This window comes from Microbulbifer epialgicus (assembly GCF_041447265.1).
In the GTDB taxonomy this organism is placed as follows: Bacteria; Pseudomonadota; Gammaproteobacteria; order Pseudomonadales; family Cellvibrionaceae; genus Microbulbifer; species Microbulbifer epialgicus.
Genome location: NZ_JBGMEK010000151.1, coordinates 1 through 5045 on the forward strand (window position 1 = coordinate 1; position 5045 = coordinate 5045).

General features: G+C 41.2%; 5 protein-coding genes and 1 pseudogene. All 6 read left to right on the forward strand.

The window, feature by feature from the left end; translation table 11 throughout:
* Positions 1-340 precede the first annotated feature (340 nt).
* Positions 341-769: pseudogene (locus tag ACCI49_RS23475) on the forward strand (IS66 family transposase); the annotation flags it as partial.
* Between the two features lie 596 nt (positions 770-1365).
* Positions 1366-1971: a hypothetical protein gene (locus tag ACCI49_RS23480; RefSeq protein WP_371841674.1), complete on the forward strand. Its 606-nt coding sequence runs from the start codon at positions 1366-1368 to the stop codon at positions 1969-1971.
* A 195-nt stretch (positions 1972-2166) separates the two neighbouring features.
* The gene (locus tag ACCI49_RS23485) at positions 2167-2364 is read left to right on the forward strand and encodes a transposase (RefSeq protein WP_371841678.1); all 198 of its coding nucleotides are present in this window, start codon (positions 2167-2169) and stop codon (positions 2362-2364) included.
* 16 nt (positions 2365-2380) lie between these two features.
* Positions 2381-2650 carry a transposase gene (locus tag ACCI49_RS23490; RefSeq protein WP_371841675.1) on the forward strand — a complete coding sequence of 90 codons (270 nt, stop codon included), beginning with the start codon at positions 2381-2383 and terminating at the stop codon, positions 2648-2650.
* A 202-nt stretch (positions 2651-2852) separates the two neighbouring features.
* Positions 2853-3530, forward strand: coding sequence for a hypothetical protein (locus ACCI49_RS23495; protein ID WP_371841676.1), 678 nt, complete (start codon positions 2853-2855; stop codon positions 3528-3530).
* 24 nt (positions 3531-3554) lie between these two features.
* The gene (locus tag ACCI49_RS23500; RefSeq protein WP_371841677.1) at positions 3555-4256 is read left to right on the forward strand and encodes a hypothetical protein; all 702 of its coding nucleotides are present in this window, start codon (positions 3555-3557) and stop codon (positions 4254-4256) included.
* Positions 4257-5045: the final 789 nt, after the last annotated feature.

Here is a 5045-nt window from a genome sequence, read left to right on the forward strand (position 1 = left end):
CTTAGTTGGTTTATTGTCTGGCGATAACAAATCAACCAGATACGCCGCTTTTTTTCAAACCTTCAAACACCAGATTTGGTTATAACTCTTATCGATTGTGCCACTCCCCTACAATCACTGATCAATTTGCTAAAAGATGGCGTCATTTGCTGCGATATTGGGGCTTTGGATGCCACATCACTCCAAGTTCTTAACGAACCTGGTCGGCCAGCAAGCCGAAAATCTTAGGCAACTGTAGACCTAAACTACTGCAATGCTCATGCCCGACGAAAATTTGAACCCATAACAAGAGCGGCGCAAAGGAGTGGGCTAGCAAAACGGGCATAAGACGCTCTATCGCGTTGAAGGTAAAGCCAAAGACAACCATCTATCATCGAAACAAAGGCATGAATTACGACAGCAAGAATCGAAACCCATTATAACTACCTTTAAGTACTGGCTGGATGAGCACCATCCGCAAGTGCTACCCAAATCCCCGCTGGGCAAGGCAATGAATTACTGCCTAAAATATTGGAATGGGCTTTGTGAATTCCTCAGCGATGGCTGCTTAGAAATCGATAACAATTTGACTGAGCCGGAAATCAAACCCTTTGTGATGGCTCATAAAAACTTCCTGTTTGCATCTTCGGTCAATGACGCTAGAGCACTGTGCCTGCACTTCAGTTTGATTTGCACTGCCAAGATCCACAGCCTTGCCCCTACCATATTTATCGATTCCCGATACTCATTTTTGGGATTTTCTGGCTGGGCATTCAGGGACCCAACTTGAATGTCTCGAATAGAGTGCTTACCTGTGGCCTAGTAAGATCGCTTATAAAAGTTCTTCATGAGCGCCAGTCATAGAAAAATTTACCCTATGGCAACAAAATATGACTCTTTGTAAAACCTAATTTTCAAACGCTATTGATATACCCAACCTCAATGAAGCCTGGACTATCTGATTACGTTACATAACGAACATTAGTGTACACAAAAGACTTGAATCGGTGACGTTTATTCAGAATAGTTTTCTGCTACATCTGTGAATTGTTGACCAGGGGGTATTTCTTGATGGAATAATTCCCATTAAGGCCACTCCGCAGATATCACTGAGATGAAACTTATTTTATTTACGTTAGTTACAGCATTAATATTGCTCAAATAATAACTGCTAAAAGACTACGGCATGCGATTTATAGCCAGACCACATTCTTGTGCCTCTCCTCACATTTACCTCTTCCTAATTGTTAGTCATTCATTTATATTAATCTCTTCAGGTCACAAATATTAACTAATGCTATAAAGTAGCCTTGTATCTTTAATAATCCTTGTCTTTTCGTTAGGCACTATTAAAGATAAATGGCCAAACCTATCAAAGGGAAAACTATGAAAGCTTTAACTATTTTTTCGCTGTCTATTTTGGCGACAGCATCTGCCACCTCTTATGCAAATAACTTCTCTGTTAATGTGGTTCAACAACAGTTCGATTGTGCGAATACACCAATTACTTCTCCTCCTGGAGCTGATGTGATACGGCTTGATTTTCTCCAGAATGAAATGCAGGCACTTCTTGCAGGTGGAACTAGCCTAACAACCATAAAAAAATCTTGTGAGATCGACTATCAAATAACTCCATTCCCAGGGTACAAGATTGCAGCAATCGAGTTCTCAACAGCTGGCAACTATCTCACTAGCCCTAATTCCGTCAATGCAGCCAGAGTGAGAAACCGTGTTAACAATCAAAACGAAACTTTTTCAGATCAAAAATCCTGGTTTGGTGCCGGAGAAATAAAAAGCGACAGTTTTGACAATGTTATCGCAACTACAACTTCAGGTTTAGGTCAGTGTGGTCAATCAGTTTTCGTAGAGACTGATCTGTATAGTGAAATAACTTACCGACCAGTTAGCGATGCTGCTCCAGCGATCACAAACCTCGACCAAGGTAATGGTACCTTTAAGTTAGCAACAGTTGTCTGTGTTCCATGTTTTTAAATGGGGTTCTTCGTAAAATTGTGTGAAAATCCATTATAATTGGTCATGTATTCATCGAATCTACCAGTTACATTAGGATGAGCAGCCCATTCAGATTGAAGACCACTACTCCCAACTCTTAGGTGTTCAATCTGAATGGAATATGAGTGATGTCGATCTTGATATCGCAGGTGAGCGGGTAGAAGTGAACATTGGATACAGTGGAAGGCTTTTAGCAGTGATGTTGGCCATTGCTTGCCCGGTGCGACCATTGTCCTCGACCGCTTTCATATTAGCCTGTACCTCAACAAGGCAGTTGATCAAGTGCGCAGAAGCGAGCAGAAGGATCTACTGAAAAAAGGTGATAAGCGTTTATCCAGAAGTAAATATTTTTTGTTGACCAGCCCCGAGTAATGTTAGCGAAAAATTGATGGGGAAATTTACGCATTTAAAGGGCTCTGACCTGGAAGTGGCGCGTACCTGGTCGATACGCAGCGGAATGAATCCGATAAAAAAGGTTGCACAAATTCTGAAAAGGCACTTGTCCAACCTGCTGACCTACTTTGAGCATCCAATTAGTAACGGTGTTGCGAAGAGCCTGAATTCGAAAATCCAGGGTATAAAATCCAGAGAGAGGAGCTTCTGGTCATTCGAGGGTTTTAGAAATGGCATCTTTTTTTCTATGGAAAGCTGGATATGACAACTTAATCATTCACATAATTCTAAGAATCACCTTAAATAGATAAGGTGTAAAACTTAGGCTAATTGCTATGAGTAGCGGTAAGTAACCTATACCGCTATGCCATCATGCTTTGGACTGAAAGCCGAAGACAAAGTTTAACAATAGAGATATATAGTATTCAGAGATTCCCTAGAAGCTTATTTGAAAAGAAGGACTTGGTATGTTGAAGAATACTGACCGGCACCGACTATTACTGCAAAAATGGATCACCTTTATTGCAATATTGTGTTTTACATCCGTACCGAATGCACAAGAAGAGTGGAGAGACGTAAATTATGCAATAATACTGCAAAACCAACAGTTTGATTGCCAGTTTAATGATGTCGTCATTGATAACGACGCAGAGGGATTCCCCTATATGCACGTAAACTTCACTGACGAACTAAGGAGTGTTGGAGTTACTGATAAGAAAAGTTGTGAGTTAGACTTCTTTGTCTTGATCTTGCCTACAAAAAATAACATTCGTCTGAAGTCATTGCAGTTTAGTGTCAGAGGAAACTACCTCGTTAAAAGTAGTTCGATTGCTGCGGCTCGGGTCAGGCTTAGATCCAACAATAGCTCGCTCAGCCAATCTGAACAACTTACCGTGATAGCTCCAGAGAATGAAATACGAGAAGAATCATTTGACTTAGATGTCACTCTAGCAACCAAACTTCCACCAAGCGATAGTCCAGATGAGAACGATTGCGGCAAACCTGTCTCCATTGAGGCTAGTATATATTCAGAGTTTCAATATGCCCCCGACTCACCCGGTTTTATTCAAATAAACGAAGCTTTTGTGGATCGCTCAAGATTGACTTTTGAAGAATGCGACCCCACCCCACCTTTACAATCCTGATGTATTAATAGACGGAGACTTATTATGCTTAAAGCCTATATAATGTATGTAACACTTGTAATGTCGCTGGTCTGTTTTAATTCAGGGGCAGTGAATGCCAGCGTAGCATACGACAATCAATATAACCAAAGGGGTTCAGGCTCCTACAATATTGAACTGATTGCCCAGGAGGGCGATTGTGTAAATAGCAATATAGAGATAAAACAAAGAGCTCCGGGCGAAGGTGATTTGATAAGGATTGATTTCACCAATAAAGAAATGCAAGCAGCTATATCCGACGCCGATTATGCTAATGAAAAATATTTTGATGAAAAAAATTGCTACCTCAAATATAAACTTGTTGTTGATGACCAATCTCAGCTCACGAATGCGGGGTTTTCAGCTGCTGGCTCATTTGTAATTACAAAGTATGGATTTTTGTTATCACAGGTAAGGCATGAATTTCCGGATCAATATTTTGCTGTCAATGATTCAGCAATCTATGAAGGATATGAATTCTCTGATTACCCCTATAGCGATTCGTTCGACAACCAGATGATTGATATCAAGCAACATCTTGATAACAGTCAATGCGGCGGAGAGTTCACTATTGAAACTAATCTGCGCACCTTTGTCGCAATTACCCATTTTGATCAAGGGCCTAATTTAATTGACTTCGATCAAGCCCAAGGGGTTTATGATTTATGGAATCTTCATGTCGATCCGTGTGATATCAGTGAAGATTAATAGAGGCTGTTTCATAACTTGCAATCGGCTATTCTCGCACACTCATAGAGTAAAAAGACGGGTAGTTGTGAGCCGATTCAAGTCAGAGTTGACCGACGACCAGTGGAAATGATTGAACCTTGCATTCCCCAGCTAAAACGTAGGAAGGGAGGCCCAAAGCCCATTGATAGCCGAGCATGTATTGAGGGTGTCTTATGGGTTTTGCGCGTAGGCCGTATATAAACCATTAAGCAAACTTACCATCTCGCGGGATAAGATTGAATTTGAAGTTCAGGAATAGCAAGGCTGAGCCCTTCGTCAAAGGCTGCTTAATGAGGAGCAATGTTACCAATGGATAAAAGGTTGGCAGAAGATATCAGCAGGATTTTACCAACTTTCTTAAGCTGCATGTTCCTGCAAGCTGTACTCCATACTCTTCAACTGACCGGTTGCTGGGAACTTACTCAAGCACCCATAGAAAATATCTGTGTGAGCGAAGGATGTGATATCTGCTTTCGAGCCTAAAGGCTTGCACTGACTACAAAATTTATATTCCACTCCGGCAATAACGCGCTTTTTACTTTAATCCGCTAACGCTACTGGTTGATTTATTGTCGCTCAAGCAACCAATAAATAGTCGACCCTGAAAAAAGTCGCTAGGCCTTGTGGCACTAGGACTACATGGATATATGGCATAGCCATTTCGACCAGTTTTCGCTATTCTGATCCAAATTTCTGGTCGAAATGCTCAAGGATAATGATGCTCACGGACACCGATCAGTACCAACAAACCAGCTTTTTTGGCACCGA